The organism is Pseudomonas sp. 22085 (genome assembly GCF_052045815.1).
Classification (GTDB): Bacteria; Pseudomonadota; Gammaproteobacteria; order Pseudomonadales; family Pseudomonadaceae; genus Aquipseudomonas; species Aquipseudomonas glycinae.
Window position 1 is genome coordinate 77,665 of the sequence record NZ_JBQEQA010000026.1, and the last position, 18,669, is coordinate 96,333.

At 60.7% G+C, this 18,669-nt stretch carries 17 protein-coding genes and 3 pseudogenes; 10 read left to right on the forward strand and 10 right to left on the reverse strand.

Annotation, left to right across the window (positions count from 1 at the left end; all coding sequences use genetic code 11):
• Window position 1: 1 nt before the first annotated feature.
• Genes ACTJK7_RS25770 through fabI form a run of 4 tightly spaced genes read left to right on the forward strand, consistent with a single transcriptional unit; the run spans window position 2 to window position 4,522 of the window.
• Window positions 2-1,075, forward strand: a complete 1,074-nt coding sequence (locus tag ACTJK7_RS25770; RefSeq protein ID WP_007956943.1) for a microcin C ABC transporter permease YejB — start codon at window positions 2-4, stop codon at window positions 1,073-1,075.
• Between the two features lies 1 nt (window position 1,076).
• A complete protein-coding gene (locus tag ACTJK7_RS25775) occupies window positions 1,077-2,096 on the forward strand; it encodes an ABC transporter permease (RefSeq protein WP_007956945.1) in 1,020 nt (339 codons plus the stop codon).
• A gap of 1 nt (window position 2,097) precedes the next feature.
• Window positions 2,098-3,708, forward strand: a complete 1,611-nt coding sequence (locus tag ACTJK7_RS25780; RefSeq protein WP_064382291.1) for an ABC transporter ATP-binding protein — start codon at window positions 2,098-2,100, stop codon at window positions 3,706-3,708.
• 19 nt (window positions 3,709-3,727) lie between these two features.
• The gene (fabI, locus tag ACTJK7_RS25785; protein ID WP_003202751.1) at window positions 3,728-4,522 is read left to right on the forward strand and encodes an enoyl-ACP reductase FabI; all 795 of its coding nucleotides are present in this window, start codon (window positions 3,728-3,730) and stop codon (window positions 4,520-4,522) included.
• A gap of 64 nt (window positions 4,523-4,586) precedes the next feature.
• Here fabI and ACTJK7_RS25790 read toward each other — a convergent pair whose 3' ends face one another.
• Both ACTJK7_RS25790 and ACTJK7_RS25795 read right to left on the reverse strand, forming a co-directional pair.
• Window positions 4,587-5,798: a hypothetical protein gene (locus tag ACTJK7_RS25790; protein ID WP_440780836.1), complete on the reverse strand. Its 1,212-nt coding sequence runs from the start codon at window positions 5,796-5,798 to the stop codon at window positions 4,587-4,589.
• A gap of 212 nt (window positions 5,799-6,010) precedes the next feature.
• Window positions 6,011-6,193, reverse strand: a pseudogene (locus ACTJK7_RS25795) (helix-turn-helix domain-containing protein); the annotation flags it as partial.
• Window positions 6,194-6,283: 90 nt separating this feature from the next.
• Here ACTJK7_RS25795 and ACTJK7_RS25800 point away from each other — a divergent pair.
• A pseudogene (locus ACTJK7_RS25800) lies at window positions 6,284-6,382 on the forward strand (VOC family protein); the annotation flags it as partial.
• 124 nt (window positions 6,383-6,506) lie between these two features.
• Here ACTJK7_RS25800 and ACTJK7_RS25805 read toward each other — a convergent pair.
• The 4 genes from ACTJK7_RS25805 to ACTJK7_RS25820 form a co-directional block, all read right to left on the reverse strand.
• Window positions 6,507-7,472 (reverse strand): diguanylate cyclase domain-containing protein, encoded by a 966-nt coding sequence (locus tag ACTJK7_RS25805; protein WP_440780835.1) that lies wholly within the window; start codon window positions 7,470-7,472, stop codon window positions 6,507-6,509.
• A 61-nt stretch (window positions 7,473-7,533) separates the two neighbouring features.
• The gene (locus ACTJK7_RS25810; protein WP_108561204.1) at window positions 7,534-8,112 is read right to left on the reverse strand and encodes a hypothetical protein; all 579 of its coding nucleotides are present in this window, start codon (window positions 8,110-8,112) and stop codon (window positions 7,534-7,536) included.
• A 1-nt stretch (window position 8,113) separates the two neighbouring features.
• Complete coding sequence (locus tag ACTJK7_RS25815) at window positions 8,114-10,276, reverse strand: xanthine dehydrogenase family protein molybdopterin-binding subunit (protein WP_064382296.1); 2,163 nt, start codon at window positions 10,274-10,276, stop codon at window positions 8,114-8,116.
• A gap of 17 nt (window positions 10,277-10,293) precedes the next feature.
• Window positions 10,294-10,749 (reverse strand): (2Fe-2S)-binding protein, encoded by a 456-nt coding sequence (locus ACTJK7_RS25820; RefSeq protein WP_007956954.1) that lies wholly within the window; start codon window positions 10,747-10,749, stop codon window positions 10,294-10,296.
• A 240-nt stretch (window positions 10,750-10,989) separates the two neighbouring features.
• On the opposite strand from ACTJK7_RS25820, the gene ACTJK7_RS25825 reads away from it, so the two are divergent.
• Window positions 10,990-11,820, forward strand: a complete 831-nt coding sequence (locus tag ACTJK7_RS25825) for an alpha/beta fold hydrolase (RefSeq protein ID WP_323151475.1) — start codon at window positions 10,990-10,992, stop codon at window positions 11,818-11,820.
• Window positions 11,821-11,855: 35 nt separating this feature from the next.
• Here ACTJK7_RS25825 and ACTJK7_RS25830 read toward each other — a convergent pair whose 3' ends face one another.
• Window positions 11,856-12,248 carry a GFA family protein gene (locus ACTJK7_RS25830; protein WP_011333604.1) on the reverse strand — a complete coding sequence of 131 codons (393 nt, stop codon included), beginning with the start codon at window positions 12,246-12,248 and terminating at the stop codon, window positions 11,856-11,858.
• 109 nt (window positions 12,249-12,357) lie between these two features.
• Here ACTJK7_RS25830 and ACTJK7_RS25835 point away from each other — a divergent pair, with 109 nt between their 5' ends.
• Window positions 12,358-13,506 carry a GGDEF domain-containing protein gene (locus ACTJK7_RS25835; RefSeq protein WP_236197179.1) on the forward strand — a complete coding sequence of 383 codons (1,149 nt, stop codon included), beginning with the start codon at window positions 12,358-12,360 and terminating at the stop codon, window positions 13,504-13,506.
• A 38-nt stretch (window positions 13,507-13,544) separates the two neighbouring features.
• A complete protein-coding gene (locus ACTJK7_RS25840; RefSeq protein WP_323151476.1) occupies window positions 13,545-14,216 on the forward strand; it encodes a class I SAM-dependent methyltransferase in 672 nt (223 codons plus the stop codon).
• 4 nt (window positions 14,217-14,220) lie between these two features.
• Here the strand turns inward: ACTJK7_RS25840 and ACTJK7_RS25845 are convergent, their stop codons facing one another.
• Together ACTJK7_RS25845 and ACTJK7_RS25850 are read right to left on the reverse strand one after the other, a co-directional pair.
• On the reverse strand, window positions 14,221-15,375 hold the full coding sequence (locus ACTJK7_RS25845) for an NnrS family protein (RefSeq protein ID WP_440780832.1): 1,155 nt from the start codon (window positions 15,373-15,375) through the stop codon (window positions 14,221-14,223).
• A gap of 1 nt (window position 15,376) precedes the next feature.
• Window positions 15,377-15,625 (reverse strand): transmembrane sensor/regulator PpyR, encoded by a 249-nt coding sequence (locus tag ACTJK7_RS25850; protein WP_108561186.1) that lies wholly within the window; start codon window positions 15,623-15,625, stop codon window positions 15,377-15,379.
• A 263-nt stretch (window positions 15,626-15,888) separates the two neighbouring features.
• Between ACTJK7_RS25850 and ACTJK7_RS25855 the strand changes: the two genes are divergently transcribed.
• Together ACTJK7_RS25855 and ACTJK7_RS25860 are read left to right on the forward strand one after the other, a co-directional pair.
• Window positions 15,889-16,392, forward strand: coding sequence for a VOC family protein (locus ACTJK7_RS25855; protein ID WP_108561183.1), 504 nt, complete (start codon window positions 15,889-15,891; stop codon window positions 16,390-16,392).
• 35 nt (window positions 16,393-16,427) lie between these two features.
• A complete protein-coding gene (locus ACTJK7_RS25860) occupies window positions 16,428-17,261 on the forward strand; it encodes a helix-turn-helix transcriptional regulator (RefSeq protein WP_108561180.1) in 834 nt (277 codons plus the stop codon).
• 114 nt (window positions 17,262-17,375) lie between these two features.
• Here the strand turns inward: ACTJK7_RS25860 and ACTJK7_RS25865 are convergent.
• Window positions 17,376-18,669, reverse strand: a pseudogene (locus tag ACTJK7_RS25865) (hypothetical protein); the annotation flags it as partial.

The window sequence follows — 18,669 nt, forward strand, 5'->3', positions numbered from 1 at the left end:
GATGCTGGCGTACATTTTTCGGCGACTGCTGCTGATCATCCCGACCCTGTTCGGCATTTTGCTGATCAACTTCGTGATCATCCAGGCCGCGCCCGGCGGGCCGGTGGAGCAGATGATCGCCAAGCTCGAAGGCTTCGAAGGCGCCACCAGCCGCATTGCCGGCGGCGGTGCCGAAGTGTCGGTGGCCGGCTCTTCCTATCGCGGTGCGCAGGGTCTGGACCCGGCGCTGATCAAGGAAATCGAGAAGATGTACGGGTTCGACAAGTCGGCCCCGGAACGTCTGTGGATCATGGTCAAGAACTATGCACGGCTGGATTTCGGCGACAGCTTCTTCCGCGACGCCAAGGTCATCGACCTGATCAAGGAGAAGATGCCGGTGTCGATTTCCCTCGGGCTGTGGAGCACGCTGATCATGTACCTGGTGTCGATCCCGCTGGGGATCGCCAAGGCCACGCGGCACGGCAGCCATTTCGACGTCTGGACCAGTTCGGCGATCATCGTCGGTTATGCGATTCCGGCGTTCCTGTTTGCAATTCTGCTGATCGTGGTGTTTGCCGGCGGCAGTTACCTGGACTGGTTTCCTTTACGCGGACTGACCTCGAACAACTTCGATGAGTTGAGCCTGGGCGGCAAGGTTCTCGATTACTTCTGGCACCTGGCGCTGCCGGTGACGGCGCTGGTGATCGGCAACTTCGCGACCATGACCCTGCTGACCAAAAACAGCTTCCTCGACGAAATCAACAAGCAGTACGTGGTCACCGCCAAGGCCAAGGGCCTGACGCGCCACCGCGTGCTCTACGGCCATGTGTTCCGCAATGCGATGCTGCTGGTGATCGCCGGTTTCCCGTCGGCGTTCATCGGCATCTTCTTCACCGGATCGCTGCTGGTGGAAGTGATCTTCTCCCTCGACGGCCTCGGCCTGATGAGTTTCGAAGCGGCGATCAACCGCGATTACCCGGTGGTGTTCGGCACCCTGTTCATCTTCACCCTGCTGGGGTTGGTGGTGAAACTGATCGGCGACCTCACCTACACCCTGGTCGATCCGCGCATCGACTTTGCCAGCCGGGAGCATTGAGATGAACCTGTCCCCTCTCAACCGCCGGCGCTTCGAACTGTTCAAGGCCAACAAGCGTGGCTGGTGGTCGTTGTGGCTGTTTTTGATCCTGTTCGGCCTGAGCCTCGGTGCCGAGCTGATCGCCAACGACAAGCCGCTGGTGGTGCATTACGACAACAACTGGTATTTCCCGGCGATCAAGCGCTACCCGGAAACCACTTTCGGCGGCGAATTCCCGCTGGAAGCCAACTACAAGAGCCCGTACATCCGCGAACTGCTCAAGGCCAAGGACGCGTGGGTGCTGTGGGCGCCGATTCCGTTCAGCTACCAGAGCATCAACTACGACCTGAAAGTCCCAGCCCCCGCCCCGCCGTCGGCGGACAACCTGCTGGGCACCGACGATCAGGGCCGCGATGTGCTGGCGCGGGTCATCTACGGCTTCCGGGTGTCGGTGCTGTTCGCCCTGACCCTGACCGTGCTCAGCTCGATCATCGGCGTGATCGCCGGCGCCTTGCAGGGCTTCTATGGCGGCTGGGTCGATCTGGCCGGCCAGCGTTTCCTGGAGATCTGGTCGGGCTTGCCGGTGCTGTACCTGCTGATCATCCTCGCCAGTTTCGTCCAGCCGAACTTCTGGTGGCTGCTGGGGATCATGCTGCTGTTCTCGTGGATGAGCCTGGTGGACGTGGTGCGCGCCGAGTTCCTGCGCGGGCGCAACCTCGAATACGTGCGCGCAGCCAGAGCGCTGGGCATGCAGAATGGCGCGATCATGTTCCGCCACATTCTGCCCAACGCGATGGTTTCGACCATGACCTTCATGCCGTTCATCCTGACCGGCGCCATCGGCACCCTCACCGCCCTGGACTTCCTCGGTTTCGGCTTGCCGGCCGGCAGTCCGTCGCTGGGTGAACTGGTGGCCCAGGGCAAATCCAACCTGCAAGCGCCGTGGCTGGGCATGAGTGCGTTTGCGGTGCTGGCGCTGATGTTGAGTCTGCTGGTGTTCATCGGCGAGTCCGCTCGCGATGCCTTCGACCCGAGGAAGTGACATGAATCAGGACAATCTGATCGAAATCCGAGACCTGGCCGTCGAGTTCGGCATCGGTGATCGCGTGCAACGGGTGGTCGAAGGCGTGAGTTTCGACATCAAGCGCGGCGAAACCCTGGCGCTGGTGGGTGAAAGCGGCTCGGGCAAGTCGGTGACGGCGCATTCGATCCTGCGCCTGCTGCCCTACCCGCTGGCGCGGCATCCGGCCGGCAGCATCAATTATTCCGGGCAGAACCTGCTGGAGCTGGGCGAAAAGACCATCCGTCACATTCGCGGCAACCGGATCGCGATGATCTTTCAGGAGCCGATGACCTCGCTCAACCCGCTGCACTCGATCGAGAAGCAGATCAACGAGGTGCTGGGCATCCACAAGGGCCTGACCGGCAAGGTCGCGACCAAGCGCACGCTGGAGTTGCTGGAGATGGTCGGCATCCCCGAGCCGCACAAGCGCCTCAAGGCCCTGCCCCACGAATTGTCCGGCGGCCAGCGTCAACGGGTGATGATCGCCATGGCCCTGGCCAACGAGCCGGAACTGCTGATCGCCGACGAACCGACCACTGCGCTGGACGTGACCGTTCAGCTGAAAATCCTCGATTTGCTCAAGGAATTGCAGGCCCGATTGGGCATGGCGCTGTTACTGATCAGTCACGATTTGAACCTCGTGCGAAGAATTGCGCATCGTGTATGTGTCATGCAGCGCGGTTGCATCGTCGAACAGGCATCGTGCGAAGAGCTGTTCCGTTCGCCGCAGCATCCGTACACTCGGGAACTGCTTGGCGCGGAGCCCAGCGGAGGCCCGGCGAGCAATAAAATCGGGGCGCCGCTGCTTGAAGTCGAGGATCTGAAAGTCTGGTTCCCGATCAAGAAAGGCCTGCTCAAGCGCACGGTGGATCACGTCAAGGCAGTGGACGGCATCAATTTCAGCCTGCCTCAGGGTCAGACCCTGGGGATCGTGGGGGAAAGCGGTTCCGGTAAATCCACCCTCGGCCTGGCGATCCTGCGATTGATCGGCAGTCAAGGCGGGATCCGTTTTGAGGGCAAGCAGCTAGACTGCCTGACGCAGAGCGAAGTCCGGCCGTTGCGCCGGGAGATGCAGGTGGTGTTTCAGGATCCGTTTGGCAGCCTGAGCCCGCGGATGTGCGTGAATGACATCGTTGGCGAAGGTCTGCGGATTCACAGGATGGGCACCGCCGCCGAGCAGGAAGCGGCGATTATTGCGGCATTGAAGGAGGTAGGTCTGGATCCGGAAACCCGGCACCGCTACCCCCACGAATTTTCCGGTGGGCAACGGCAGCGAATTGCCATCGCCCGGGCCCTGGTGCTCAAACCGGCGCTGATCCTGCTGGACGAGCCGACTTCGGCCCTCGACCGGACGGTGCAGCGGCAAGTGGTGGAGCTGTTGCGTTCACTGCAAGCCAAGTACAACCTGACGTATTTGTTCATCAGCCATGACCTGGCTGTCGTCAAAGCGCTGAGCCACCAGCTGATGGTGGTCAAGCATGGCCAAGTGGTCGAACAGGGAGACGCGCAAAGTATCTTTGCCGCCCCCCAACATCCGTATACACAGCAGTTGCTGGAGGCCGCTTTCCTGGCACCAGCCACTGCGCAATAACCTGAAAGAGGAGCAACACATGGGTTTTCTCGCCGGTAAGCGCGTACTGATCGTCGGTGTCGCCAGCAAGCTGTCCATCGCATCCGGCATCGCTGCCGCCATGCATCGCGAGGGCGCTGAGCTTGCCTTCACTTATCAGAACGACAAACTGAAAGGTCGCGTCGAAGAGTTCGCACAGGGCTGGGGTTCGAGCCCTGAGCTGTGCTTCCCGTGCGACGTGGCCAGCGATGAAGAAATCGCCAAGGTCTTCGAAGAACTGAGCAAGAAGTGGGACGGCCTGGACTGCATCGTGCACTCCGTCGGCTTCGCCCCGGGCGACCAACTGGACGGCGACTTCACCGAAGCCACCACCCGTGAAGGCTTCCGCATCGCTCACGACATCAGCGCCTACAGCTTCGTGGCTCTGGCCAAAGCTGGTCGCGAAATGATGAAAGGCCGCAACGGCAGCCTGCTGACCCTGTCGTACCTGGGCGCCGAGCGCACCATGCCGAACTACAACGTGATGGGCATGGCCAAGGCTTCGCTGGAAGCCGGCGTACGTTACCTGGCCGGATCCCTGGGCCCGGACGGTACTCGCGTCAACTGCGTATCGGCCGGTCCGATCCGCACCCTGGCAGCTTCCGGCATCAAGAACTTCCGCAAGATGCTGGCCGCCAACGAAGCGCAAACTCCGCTGCGCCGCAACGTCACCATCGAAGAAGTCGGCAACGCCGGCGCCTTCCTGTGCTCCGACCTGGCGTCGGGCATCAGCGGTGAAATCATGTACGTGGACGGCGGCTTCAACACCACCGCCATGGGCAACATCGAAGAGTAATCTTCGGCTAGCCGCTAAAAAACCCGCCAGTTCTGGCGGGTTTTTTTTGCTCGCGGGGGCCCCTTCATCCCACGAAACCCAACACCCGCGCCAGCGGTTTACCCGCAGGATCAATCTCGTCAGCAGCAGCGATGATTCTCCCTGTAATGCTCTGGACAATGCAGTCATTCATGCGCCACCCCTCCAACCTGGCAACGCCTCCATCCCCGAAGTCCTCATCGCGTTCACCGTTTTCCAGAATACGCAGAAGGGTCAGCACATGGTCGGAACGCACCCCCACAATGATGCTTCCATCTGGTGGAACGACCACGTTTTGAATAGTCACGACGCGTCCATTCATGTCGATCCGCAGTACTTGGCCATTGTTGAAACGGGGATCGGGTGTTCCATCATTCTGCAAGCGTACAGTTGCGACGCTAATTCCTTCGGCAGAAAGTTCGGATGCCGCAAAGGTTATTCCGCGAGGCGATACGCCCACGTTGTTAGATAAACTGTATTCCTCAGAAATCTTGTACAGACCGCCTGTTGCAAACCCTTTGTCCAACTTTCCGTTTACGTCAAAACTAGCCAGAACACTTTTGGGTTCTGATTGATTGCCGGTGGAGTTATCGAGCGATCCACTGACTATGAACCCTCCCTGCTGCTTCGGCTTGATGCTCTCGATACTCGAGTAGCGTGCGTTGTCGAATATGATCTCAGCTTCGCCATTTCTACCGAATGTATCGTCAAGATCGCCATTAGGGCGATAGCAGCGGATGGTTCCACTCCCCTCAACGGCAACTCCTGTTCCGTCATACAGAATGTGACTTTGACCCAACAGGACACGCCCATCGGAGAGGGCACAACCCTTTGCTTCATGGGTTATCACTCTTTGCCCAGGGGCAAGTGGAATGTCGGGAAAGATTTTCGTGCCAAAGACCAGATTCTGACTGCCGTGCTCATTGAACTTCGTGACTGCAGCTAACCGGTTAAAGTCATCGCCAGTGCTACCGATAGCAACGATACTGTCATCGTCTTGAATCGCAAGTTGACGCGAAGCGGAATATTTTGGCCCAAATTGCCAAAGTGGATTCACGAATGAAGGGTCGAAAGAACCATCGCCGTAGGCCCGAATCAGCTGCAATCCGCCTGCCGAATCATAAACATAAACAATACGTCCAGTTTTTGTCTCCACCACGGAGCCGCAACTGCCTGGTCCGATATTAATGACTCCATCTTCGGCAAAAATTGGATCCAGATCACCAGCATTGCGATGTGTTTTGCCCAGGGTTGACATGGAGTTTTCCTCTGATTGTCAATATTCTCCGCCCTGAGAAAAACAACCAGTCTTCCCGACTCCAGCAGAATGTCTTTTACAGCGCCCACGCTAGCGCCTGAAAACAGATAAAGACACTGTCAGGACTGACAGTTGACTTTCATCAGAAGGGCTTTTCGCTTTCGATCTGCAGACATTTGTTGAACATTATTCGCAGCGGCAAGTTGCGGCAGTTGTATCGCTGGATGATCAATCGCCTGCCGCCCGGTGCGATCGAACAGACGCACGCCCAAGGCCTGCTCCAGATTGCCGATCTGCGCGCTGACCGCCGATTGCGTCAGGCCGACATGCAGACCGGCCGCCGCAAACGTGCCATGCCGTGCCACCGCCAGAAAGGTTTTCAGTTCACGCAGCATGGGCGCCTCGACTGATCGAAATAATTTGAGCTCGACGCAAAAACTATCGTCTTCCAATCGAAAAGCACAGCGCTAGACTCAGTTCATCCCAAGGTGGGCGAACAGGCGACGATGTTCTTGTTTGACCCGTGTGGGAACGCCTTGGAGTTCAAGGCGTTCAAGGACATCAGGCAGTTGTTTGCCAGATAATACGCGACGTCCGGAATGACGCCTTCGCGGGCAAGCCCGCTCCCACAGGGTTCGCGGTTTATCGAAAATATAAGCAACACCGAAGATCACTGTGGGAGCGAGCTTGCTCGCGATGAGGCCGGAACTAACAACGCTTCAACGCCTGCTTGTGCGCATACATCGCTGCATCCGCATCCGCCAGCAACTTATCCACGGAGTCATGGCGCTGCGGGTTGTATTCGATCTGGCCGACGCTGAAGCGAATCGCGTAACCGCGGTGCAACGTGGCATTGCGTTCTTCGAGGATTTCCTTGAGTCGCGCCATGATCGCCGTGGTTTCGACTTGGCTTGAGCCGGTCAGCAACGCCACGAACTCATCACCGCCCAGCCGTCCCACCACATCGCTCTCGCGAAAGGCGATGCGCAGCACATCGGCGAAGGTCTTGAGCGCGCTGTCGCCCTCGGCGTGCCCATAAAGGTCGTTGATCTGCTTGAAATCATTGAGGTCGAAAAACAGCAGCGTCGCCGGTTTTTCCAGGCGTGCGCAGGCATCGAGCGCATGCTGGGCGAGCATCTTGAAACCGCGACGGTTGGACAGCAGCGTCAGCTCGTCCATGCTCGCCATCTGCACGGCCATCAGTTCCTGCTCGGCCATGCCCGCCAGATCGCGCAGCAGGGCGCGCTCCTCTTCGTCGAGATCGCGGGGTTTGGTGTCGATCAGACACAAGGTGCCCATCTTGTTGCCGCTGGGTACGGTCAGCGGATAACCGGCGTAGAACCGGATGTGCGGTTCCCCGGTAACCAAAGGGTTGTCGTGGAAACGCTCGTCCTCTCGGGCGTCAGGTACCAGCATAAGCTCGTCCCTGAGAATCGCATGGGCACAGAATGAAACAGAGCGTGGCGTTTCGGTCGTGTCCAGACCTACGCAGGACTTGAACCATTGCCGCTCCTTATCCACCAGCGTGACCAGTGCGATCGGCACGTTGAACAGACGCTTGGCCAGTCGCGTCAGCCGGTCGAAGCGCTCCTCCGGTGCGGTGTCGAGCAGCTTCAAATCATGCAGCACTTGAACTCGGACAGCTTCATTGGCAGGTTTGCCGGGTACCAGCATCACACACTCCTTTGTCGTCGATGCCTTTGAGCTTAGCCCGAATCAGCGATGACTCAACCTCTCATCCGCCGGCCACCGGACACGGCCCGCCCGCATCGGCCCACAGTTTGAACTGGGTCACGAAGATATCGTGCGGCACCGGCACCGGCGCGCGCCCTGCCCCGGGATTCCAGCCCCAGAGCACCAGTTTGTCTTCGCTGACGTGTTTGATCAGCGCGGCGAAATCCCGGTCGCCGTTGCTGGCGCGGTCCTTGATCATCGTGCACAAGCGATCCGGCGGCAGACCGATCCAGGCCATTTTGTGGGCGGCCGGCGGCAGGCTCCAGTGCGGCGCCCCCGGTGGCGCATGGGGGCCGTAACTGGCCGGCGGATTGCTTTCGGCGTGACAGGTGGCGCAGGGCAAACCGGCGGCGCCCTTGCCGTCCATGCCGCGTACCACGTTCATCGCGTGGGGGATGCCGGCGTCGAACTGCAACGGCGAATCGCCGGGAATGTGGCAGTTCTGGCAGCGCGGGCTCTGGAAGACTTTCTGCACCGTGCCGAAAGCTTTCAAGGCTTCCTGATCGTCAGCGAACAGATCCGACGCGTAACCGCCCAGTCCAAGCAGAATCACCGTGCCCAACAACAGATGTCGTTTCATCTCACACCCCCGACAGTTGCAGCGGCAGTTCCCGCAGGCGTTGCCCGGTCAGGGCGAACACTGCGTTCGCCACCGCCGGCGCCGTGGGCGGCACACCGGCCTCGCCGATGCCGCCGGGTTTCTCGCTGCTGGGCACGATGTGCACCTCGACCAGCGGCATTTCATTGAGCCGCAACACCTGATAGTCGTGATAGTTGGACTGCACGACATGGCCGTCCTTGAGGGTCAGTTTGCTGTGCAGCGCCATGCCCAGGCCGAAGGTGATGCACGACTCCATCTGCGCCGCGATGCTCTGCGGGTTGACCGCAATCCCGCAGTCCACCGCGCACACCACGCGATGCACGCGGATCGCCAGATTGTCCTGGGACACCTCGGCCACCTGCGCCACGTAACTGCCGAACGACTCGTGCACGGCTACGCCCAGCGCATGGCCGTCCGGCAGCGGGGCTTTCCAGTTAGCCTTCTCCACCGCCAGGTTCAACACGCCGAGATGCCGGGCATGATCCTTGAGCAGCGTTCGTCGGTACTCCACCGGATCCTTGCCCGCCGCCGTGGCCATTTCATCGATCAGCGACTCCATGACAAACGCGGTGTGGCTATGGCCCACCGAGCGTAGCCACAACACGTTGATCCCGGTGGTCGGCGAATGCAGATCGACCTGATGATGGGCCAGGCCCTTGATGTACGGGCTGTCCGAAACGCCCTCGACCGAGGTCTGGTCGACGCCGTTCTTGACCATGGTTTTCTCGAGCATGGTGCCGGCCATGATCGATTGCCCGACCAGCACATGCTGCCAGGCCAGCGGCAAGCCGTCGGGGCCGAGGCCGATCTTCGCCTGATGCAGGAACATCGAGCGGTAGTAACCACCGCGAATATCGTCTTCACGCGACCACACGGTTTTCACCGGCATCGCCGCAGCCTTGGCCACTTGCACCGCTTCGGCGACAAAATCCGAGGTCGGGTTGGCCCGCCGGCCGAAACCACCACCGAGGAATTCGGTGTGAATCTCGACCTGCTCCGGTTTGAGCCCGGTGATTTTGCCGGCGACCATCTGATCCAGGGTCTGGAACTGGGTGCCGGTCCAGATCTCGCACTTGTCGGCGCTGATCTTCACCGTGCAGTTGAGCGGCTCCATCGGCGCGTGGGCCAGGTACGGCACGCTGTATTCAACATCGATTTTCTTCGCTGCCTTGCCGAAGTTGCCCTTGGCATCGCCGGCCTGCGCCGCCGAGGTGCCCGGCGTGGCCGCCAGTTTGCGGAAACTCGCCAACAGCTTTTCACTGCTCAAATCAGCGTTCGGCCCCAGGTCCCAATCGACCTTCAGCGCATCACGACCGAGTTTCGCCGCCCAGTAATGCTCGGCGACCACCGCCACACCGGTCGGCACCTGCACCACTTTGTGCACGCCGGGAATCGCCAGGGCTTCTGCGCCTTCGAAGGATTTCACCGTGGCGCCGAACGCCGGCGCCCGCGCCACCATCGCGGTCATCAGTCCATCGAACTGCACGTCCATGCCGAACTTGGCGCGACCGGTGATTTTTTCCGGGGTGTCGAGGCGTTTGGTGGGTTTGCCGATGACTTTCCAGTCCTTGGCTTCCTTGAAGGTAATCGACTTCGGATCCGGCACTGGCAGTTGCCCGGCGGCGTCCGCCAGTTCGCCATAGGTGGCGCGGTTGTCTCCGGCAATCACCACGCCGGATTCAGTGCGAATCGTCGACGGTGCCACGTTGAAACGCTTGGCCGCCGCTTCGATCAGCATCTGCCGCGCCGTGGCGCCGGCGAGTCGGTAGCGGTCGAACTCCATCCAGGTTGAAGTGGAGCCGCCCGTAATCTGCATCCCGCCAAACGCCGGCATGCCGTAATCGGCGGCCGAAGCCGGGGAATGCTCGACGCGGATCTTCGACCAGTCGGCGTCCAGCTCTTCGGCGATCAACATGGTCAGGCCGGTCCAGATGCCCTGGCCCATTTCCGAATGGCCGAGCAGCACGGTGACGCTGTTGTCCGCTGCAATCCGCAGGAACGCGTTCGGCGCAAACACCTTGCCTTCATTCTCGGCCGCCATGGCAAAGCGGTTGCCGCCGGGCACCACGAACGCCACCACCAGACCACCGCCCAACACCGCACTGCCCTTGAGAAATCCGCGACGGGATACAGGACTGTTCATCACTCACCTCCCCTCGCTCAGCCGATGTCGGCGGCGCGTTTGACCGCCGCGCGGATTCTTGGATACGTGCCGCAGCGGCAGATGTTGCCGGAGAGCGCCTGATCGATATCGCTGTCGGTGGGTTTGGGGATTTTCGCCAGCAACGCGGCGGCGGACATGATCTGCCCGGACTGGCAGTAGCCGCATTGCACCACGTCCAGTTCGGCCCAGGCCTGCTGCACCGGGTGCGAACCGTCGCTGGACAGGCCTTCGATGGTGAGGATTTTCTGGCCATGGGCGACGGCCGTGGCCGGGGTGATGCAGGAGCGCAGCGGTGCGCCATCGACGTGCACGGTGCAGGCACCGCACTGGGCCATGCCGCAGCCGAATTTGGTACCGGTCAGGTGCGCGACATCGCGCAGGACCCAGAGCAACGGCATGTCCGCGGGGACATCGAGCTCCTGATCCTTGCCATTGATGTTCAAGGTCAGCATCGGGGACTTCCTCAGACTCACGGTGTTCTGAAGGGCGCTGCTACGGCCATCGTTGGCGGTGCGCGCCTCGGCTTATCCCTTTCAGCTAAGCGCATTTTGACCCGACGACCAGCCGCCGCGACCACCGGTCATCCGGCACCGTTCGGAAAATCATCGATCAGGGTGTCGTTTTTGCTCCTACAGTTGATACCGCTTGTCACCGTAAGAACTGCCCTTTCACACTTTCCAGGAGTCGCGAACATGGGATTTGTCACAACGAAAGACGGCGTCGAAATCTTCTACAAGGACTGGGGCCCCAAGGACGCCCCGGTCATTCACTTCCACCACGGCTGGCCGCTGAGCGCGGACGACTGGGATGCGCAAATGCTGTTCTTCCTGGCGCAGGGGTTCCGGGTCGTGGCCCATGATCGACGGGGTCACGGGCGTTCGAGCCAGGTCTGGGACGGCCACGACATGGATCACTACGCCGACGACGTGGCGGCGGTGGTCAACCATCTGGGGACGCAGAAAGCCGTGCATGTCGGCCACTCCACCGGTGGCGGCGAGGTGATTCATTACATCGCCCGGCATGGCGAGGATCGGGTGTCGAAAGCCGCGATCATCAGCGCCGTGCCACCGCTGATGGTGAAAACCGAGAGCAGTCCCGGCGGCCTGCCCAAATCAGTGTTCGACGATCTTCAGGCGCAACTGGCAGCCAATCGTGCGCAGTTCTATCGCGACGTGCCCAGTGGGCCGTTCTACGGCTACAACCGCCCCGGCGCCAAGCCATCGGAAGGGATCATTGCGAACTGGTGGCGCCAAGGCATGATCGGCAGCGCCAAGGCGCACTATGACGGGATCGTTGCCTTCTCCCAGACCGACTTCACCGCTGACCTCAAAAGCATCTCGATCCCGGTGCTGGTGATGCACGGCGACGATGACCAGATCGTGCCCTATGAAAACGCCGGTGTACTGTCAGCGCAACTGCTGAAAAACAGCACACTGAAGATCTACCCGGGCTTCCCCCACGGGATGCCGACCACCGAGGCGCCGACAATCAACGCGGATCTGCTGGCGTTCATTCGCGGCTGATAGTGGCCGGGGTCAGGCGCCCTGTCTGCCCCCGGCTATTCTTCGGTTCGCCCCGTTCTCTCGCGATCGCGCACGTAGTGTCTGGCCAATGGAAAGGCCGGTAGCCACGACTCGCGACGCAGCGTCCACAGCTCGTACGTGGGCTGGAATTGATCCGGTGCATCCAGCGCACCGAGATTGACCTCGACTTCATCGCCACTGCGGCCGAACACCGACGAGCCACAGCGCGGGCAGAAATGTCGCCCGGCATAGTCATGGGTTTCGCCGCTGATCGTCACCGCATCCTCGGGAAAGATCGCCGACGCGGCAAACAGCGCGCCCTGGTGTTTGCGGCAATCCAGACAGTGACAAACGCCAACCCTGTAGGGGCGCCCTGACGCCTCGATGCGCACTTCGCCGCACAGGCAACCGCCGGTCAATCGATCCATGGGACACCTCGTCTGAAAATGGAATATCCGGTGAGTGAAAATAGCAGCCCAAAGGGGGAACGCTTACAATCGTGGCCCATTAATACTACTCAGGCAGACCCGTTCTTTCATGGCGCTCGATCCTCTCACGATGCTCACCATTTCCACCGCCCTGGCCGCGGCGGCCGCCCTGTATCTGGCGGTCGAATGGCGCAGCATCCGCGAATCCTCCCTGCTGTTCTGGAGCGCCGGTTTCGCCACCATCACCGTCGGCTCGAGCCTGGCCCTGTTGCGCGCCAATGGTTATCCGCTGATCGGCATCTGGTTCGCCAATGGCCTGCTGGTGGTCGCGCACTGGCTGTTTCTGCTGGGGGTCGCGCGGTTTACCCAGCAGCGCTTGTCGCGGGCCTGGTACTTGATGTTCCTGCTCTGGCTGGCGTTGCTGCTGCTACCGGAAGATCCGTCGTGGTCGAAGATCATGCTTATGGCCAACTCGCTGCTGGTGGCCGCGTTGATGCTGCGGGCCAGCCTGTTGCTGCGCCCGCACGGCAAATCGTTGAGCGTCGGCGCGGTGCAACTGCGTTATGTGCTGCTGATCCACGGCGCGTTCTATTTCATCAAGGCGATCATCGCGGTGATTCCCGGCACGTTGATCGATCTGGCGTCGCTGCGTGGCGAAATCATTCAGATTTCCCTGGTTGAAGGCGCGATGGCGATCATGCTGATCGCGCTGTCGATGACCGGCACCGAGCGCTACCGCCGGGAAAAGCAGATTGCCGAACTGGCCGCCCGGGATCCGCTGACTGCGCTGTACAACCGCCGCGCCCTGGAAGTCCGCGCACCGCGCCTGCTCGACGAAGTCTCCAGCGCCCGCCCCGGCGCGCTGCTGTTGATCGACATCGACAACTTCAAACTGATCAACGACCTGTACGGCCACACCGCCGGCGACCGGTTGCTCATCGCCCTCAGCGAAATGATCCGCGCAGTGCTGCCCAATGGCGCGCTGGCGGCACGGCTGGGCGGTGACGAATTCGTGATGCTGCTGGGCGATGCGTCCCACGCCCAGATCATGGATCTGGGCAGTGCGCTGCGTGAGCAGTTCCAACAGATGACTTCCCAGACCTACACCACCCCGCAAGCGGTCACCCTGAGCATCGGCGCCAAGGTGTTCGATCAGCCGCCGGCCAGCCTCGCAGCGTTGATCGAACAGGGTGACAGCGCGCTCTACGAATCCAAGCGCGGCGGTCGCAACCGGATTCAACTGGCCGACTACACCTGACCTATCCTTGCCTGCATCCCGCGATCACGGAGTCCGTCATGTCCTCGCCTGAATCCACCCTGCTGCAGAGCTGGCACCACAACGCCCGGGCCTGGACCGAAGCTGTACGCAGCGGCGCCATCGAGAGCCGCCGGCAGGTGACCGATCAGGCCATTTTGCTGGCGGTGATGGGGCGCCAGCCCAAGCGTGTGCTCGATCTGGGGTGCGGCGAAGGCTGGCTGCTGCGGGCGCTGGCCGAGCGAGGATTCGAGGCGGTCGGCGTAGACGGTGATGCGACGCTGGTCGAGGCCGCGCGAGTGGCCGGCTCATCGCCCGCGCATGTCGCCAGTTATGAGGATCTGGTTGAGGCGAAGGTTGATATCGGCCGTGATTACGACCTGATCTGCGCGAATTTTTCCTTGCTGCATCAGGACATCATCCCGCTGCTCGCGGCGATGAATGCGCTGCTCGTGCCCGGCGGTGCGCTGGTGATCCAGACGCTGCATCCGTGGTCGGTGGCCGCCGGTGATTATCAGGACGGCTGGCGGGAAGAAACCTTCGACGGGTTCCAGGGCGAGTGGCAGCCGATGCCGTGGTATTTCCGCACCTTGTCCAGCTGGCTGAATGCGCTGGACATGGCCGGGCTTCAGTTGATCAGTCTGCGCGAGCCGCAGCATCCGCAAAGCCCGGTGCCGCAATCGTTGTTGATGATTGCCGAGCGTCGCGGGTAAAACGCTAGAGCCTCGGCTTGAGCAGAATCCCGGTGTAATGCCGCAAAAATAGCGTGAACCCCGCGCACCAGAGCACCACGGACAGCCCCAGCCCCAGACTGGAAAACGGCACCAGCAACACCCGGCAACCCGCCGCGAACAGCACCAGCGCAAAACCCAGCGCCATGCCTTTCGAGGGCTGCAACAACCGGCCGGTATGCCCAAGGCTGACCCGCGCGATCATCGCCAGAATCAACCCGCCCACCCCGCCGACCGCCAATGCATGGGTCGCAAGGCTTTGCTGGCCGATCAAGCCCAGATGCCACAGTGCCATGGCCCAAATCGCCAGCACCATCCAACCGTAAGCCAGGTACAGCGACCAGAGCAGCGGCATCCGCCACATCCCGCGATCATGCCAGCGGATCAGCCGCATCAACTGCAAACTGCCGGTCAGCATGAACAGCCCCGCCAGCCACCACCGTGGCGAATCATTGAGGCCTGCCGCAAAAGTGACAGCGGTCAGCAGACTGCCGATCAACAGCAAGCGGGTTGGCAGTGGATTGGCGGCCGGTGCCGGCGGACGGTTCAAGCCGCGCTGGATAAAGAACGGAATCACCCGCCCACCGATCACGGTCATCAGCGCCGCCACCAGCCACAACGCGCCCAGCACGCCTTGGCGCTGCAAACCGGCGTCATCGTTGAACAAGCCAATCAAGGTCAGCGCCTGACAACCCGCCATCAGCGCGAGCACCAGCACAATCGGGTAATTGTCGGGTTTGCGCGCGGCGACCAGATCCCGCGCCAGCATCACCGCCAGCAGCGGCAGAAACCCCCATTGCAGTGCAAGAATCAGCCCGGTCGGCAACGGCAGCCACCACGCCAATCGACCGACCACCCAGACCGACACCAACGCAATCAACGCCCCGCCGCGCACGCCGGGAATCCCGGTCCAGTTGGGCACCGCCGTCAACAGGAATCCGGCAACAATCGCCGCCGCAAAACCAAACGGCATTTCATGCCGATGCCAGGCCAGCATGCCGCCCGCCGGTTGCAGATCGAACCAGTGGCCGTAAAGCCACAGGCCCCAGATCAGAATCGCCAGCGCGGCGAATCCGGCACCGGCCAGAAACAGCGGCCGAAAGCCCAGGCTGAACAGCGGTGCCGCAGCAAGTCTGCGCATCTCAGGCCACCGCCAGTGCGGGTGACTGGCCCAACCGATACTGCGACAGCAGGCGCATCACATAGCCAATCTTGATCAGCGTCGGGCCGACGATGGTCATGGCGTGCATCCCCACCAGCAACGCAATCGGCATGTGGCCCTGATACAGATAAGCGCCGTAGATCCCGGCCAGCAACATGACCAGACCGGCGACGAGCACTTTGCTCGACAGGTGCAGAACGTTCAGCGGACTCTCGAAGAAAGTGAACATGTTTCGTACTCCTGAGCGGATCAGTTTGTACGTAAGGCAACTCAACTTGCGTGCCAGATTTTCAGCCCAGCAAAATCAGTTAGTTGCGAAAATACGAGTCTTTTTGACACAAGCATAGAAGAGTCTTTTTGACACCGATTAAAGTCAATACGACTACATTCCACCCTAACGACAGCCAACCACTCGACCCATGGCGCTGCCAGCTGACCACAGACTGACTACGCTTTTAATCCAGCGTGTCCAACCTGCCGAGGATGACTGCCATGCAACGCTTTCAAAAGCTGACTCCGTGCCTGTGGTTCGACGATCAGGCGGAAGCGGCGGCGAAATTCTACTGCTCGATCTTCGACCACTCGAAAATCACCGCCCTCACCCACTACAGCAAGGTCGGCCAGGAATTTCACGGCCGCCCGGAAGGCTCGGTGATGACTGTCAGTTTCGAACTCGACGGCCACACCTTCACCGGGCTCAATGGCGGGCCGGTGTTCAAGTTCAATGAGGCGATTTCGTTTCAGGTCAATTGCCAGAACCAGGAAGAAGTCGACCATTTCTGGGGCAACCTCAGCGCCGGCGGGCCGGCGCAAGCGCAACAATGCGGCTGGCTCAAGGACCAGTTCGGCGTTTCGTGGCAGATCGTGCCGGTGGCGTTCATGCACATGATGACCGACCCCGACCAGACCAAAGTCCAACGGGCAATGCAGGCCATGTTCGGGATGAAAAAACTCGACATCGCCGAACTGGAGCGAGCCTTCGCCGGCCAGAGCTAATACACTCGGGCACTGGCCTGCCGAGAACTCCAACGATGAAACACGCTGCCGCCAAGAACCCCGAACAAGCCCCGCGCTTCTGGCGCGACGACGCCCTGCCCTTCATCGAAGCGCGGGCCATCGCCGATGGGCGTGAGGTCTGCTATTCACGGCACTCCCACGCGCACTTTTCCATCGGTGCCATCACCGCCGGGCGCAGCACCTATGTGCATGAGCAATCGTCGTTCGAAGTGGCGGCCGGCACCGTGGTGCTGATGAATCCGGGGGACGTGCACGCGTGCAACCCGATCGATGATCAGCCGTGGTCGTATCTGATGTTGTATGTGGAAACGCCGTGGCTGACGGATCTGCAGCATCAGCTGGGGTTCAGCGCGGAGCTTGAGTTTCGGCGGTTTGCCGATACCCATTTGAATGACGCCCACCTGTTTCGCGATTTGAATGCGTTGTACGGCGTGTTGGTCGATGATCAGCAAAACGTGCTGCGCAAACAGAGCGCCGCCGTGGAGTTTTTCAGCGAGCTGCAACTGCGCCTGAACCCCATCGAACAATCCATCCGCGAACCGAATTTCAAACTCGAGCGCGCCGCCGACTTCATCCGCCAGCACTGCACCGACCTGCTCAGCCTCGACGACATCTGCGCCGCTGCCGAACTGTCACCGTCCTACCTGATCCGCGCCTTCAAACAGCACTTCGGCATGACGCCCCATGCGTTTTTGGTCAATCAGCGAATTCAGTTTGCCCGCGAGCGTTTACGGCGCGGGCAGTTGATTGCGGATGTGGCGCTGGAAGCGGGGTTTGCTGACCAGGCGCATTTTCAGCGGGCGTTCAAGCAGCATCTGGCGGCTACGCCGGGGCAGTATCGGGGATGAAAACAAAACCGCCCGCATCGCTGCGGGCCGTGAGGGTAATCGGTAAGATCCCTGGCCATGAATCTGTCGCAGGTAAATAAATGCGTCCCCTTTTCCCTCCTTTTCCCTCCGAGGTTAAACCCAACGAAGAACAAACTCCCCACCGTAAACAAATGCTGGAGCCGGGTCAAAGTCATGCGCTTTGTCCGAGGTATCGGCCCAATAGTACATAGGGGCGCCTTTGCTCGGCGCACCATAATCGTGAGTACCAGCCGGAGGGCTTCCCAAGGGGCCCCGAATCACAGAAATATTACTACCATCGGGAAACCATGAAATCCATATCCGATGGAAAGTATGACTAGTAGGAACGTCCTTCAAATAGAAAGTAACCATGCTGAGTAACGGGACGCTGGCACCTGAACTTAACAACTGACCGTTGGGGTTACGATCACCTCGACGTACTTCAAGGAATGCTGCCTTTTTAACTACACTCAATCCCCACGCAGGCGATACCGGCGACGCTCCACCCTGCCCCTTGACCGTGTAACTGCGTGCGCCCAACGTCGCATCCACGTGGGTGTACGAGAACACACCTTGAGCACTCGCCGGGACCGTGGCAAGCAAAGTATTCTGATTGCGCACCTCGACCGGTTGACCCGCAACCGCCGGACCGCTGATCACGAGTGTGTTCGCCTTGGTCAAGCCTCCGTTCGGAATGAGCGCACCGGTGGCGGTGTTTTCGTTCACCTTGGTGATGGTTGCGTTGACGTTGGCCACCACCGTCAGGGTCCAGACATTGGAATAAACAGTCCCGGGGTGATACAGCGACTTAATGTAGAACCGATGGGCGCCCTGCGCGACCGTGATGGTGATCGAATAGTCGCCCGCCGCGTTGGCCGTCACCTTGCCCAACGACTTCGCACTCGCACCGCTGCCATCCCACAACTCACCCTGCTGGCCAAGGCTCAGCTTGCCGCTGATCACCAACGTGGGCGCGATGGTCGATCCTCCGATCGCAACGGCCGCACCGGTGGCGGTGTTTTCGTTCACACGGGTAATGGTCGGATCAATAACCGCCGTCACATTGAAGGTCCGCGGTGTCGACGATTGTCCGGAGCCGTACAAGGCTTTGGCCGAGAAACTGTGTCCTGTCAGGGACATGTCGGTAATCGTCAGCGTCCAGATGCCGGTCACTAGATCGGCAGTGGACTGGCCTTTGGGTGTCGTGCCATCAAACACCTCGACCCTCTGCCCCTTGGCGGCGCTGCCTTCGAACGTCGCGCTGGTTTCGACGGTGGTTTCACCTTCGCGGATTTCCTCATTGCTTTGAAAGCCCTTGGCCGAGGTGATTTGCGGCTTGTCATCCGCCGCCGTCCCTACGACAAACTCCAACGGATTCGAATAGCTGGTCTTGCCCGTCGCATCCCGA